Annotated in this window: 1 pseudogene; it reads right to left on the bottom strand. The window is 78.2% G+C overall.

Annotated elements, in window-relative coordinates:
• A pseudogene (locus GT042_RS17175) lies at positions 1 to 648 on the bottom strand (hypothetical protein); the annotation flags it as partial.

The raw sequence follows: 648 nt of genomic DNA, 5'->3' as shown, positions 1-648 counted from the left end.
CAGCAGGGCGGCCCCGGAGAGCGTGCCGACGAGCCAGGGGGCCGCGTCGGTCAGCGCGGCCCGCGCGCGGGCGCCCGCGATCTGGCGGGTACGGAGGGCGTCGACGGTCACGTCGCCGTACTCCGCCTCCACGACCGGGGCCAGCCGGCGTCCGGCGCGGACCGTACGGACGGCGAGGACCGTCAGCGGGACGAGGAGCAGCACCAGCAGGACGGGGATGGCGGCCGCCTGCCAGCTGAGCAGCACGGGCGGGCCGGCCATCGCGCCCTCGCCCATGCCGGGGGTGGCGCCGCGGTCGAGCCAGTCGGCGACGCGCTGGGCGATGCCGCCGGTCATCACCCCGGCCAGGCCGCAGGCGAGCATCGCGACGGCGGGGCCGCCGAGGCCCCACAGGGCGGTCCTGGCGTGCGGGGCCCTGCGGTGCAGGGCGCACGCGGTGACCAGCAGGGCGAGGATCAGGGCGACCTGGGCGAGGACGATGACCCGGAAGGTGAGATCGCTGGGGAGCGCGCCGGAGGAGACCCAGCGGGGACGGGACCAGCCGGCGTAGAGCATCGCGGCGGCCAGCAGCACGAGGGAGGTGGCGGGCAGCCAGGTGACCAGCGCCCGGTCGAGGGTGGCGTCGCGCCGGCGCTCGCTGCGGCCCCT

The organism is Streptomyces sp. SID3212 (assembly GCF_009865405.1).
GTDB lineage: Bacteria > Actinomycetota > Actinomycetes > Streptomycetales > Streptomycetaceae > Streptomyces.
Note: the sequence above shows the minus strand (reverse complement) of the source record. Positions and strands in the feature narration are given on the sequence as shown.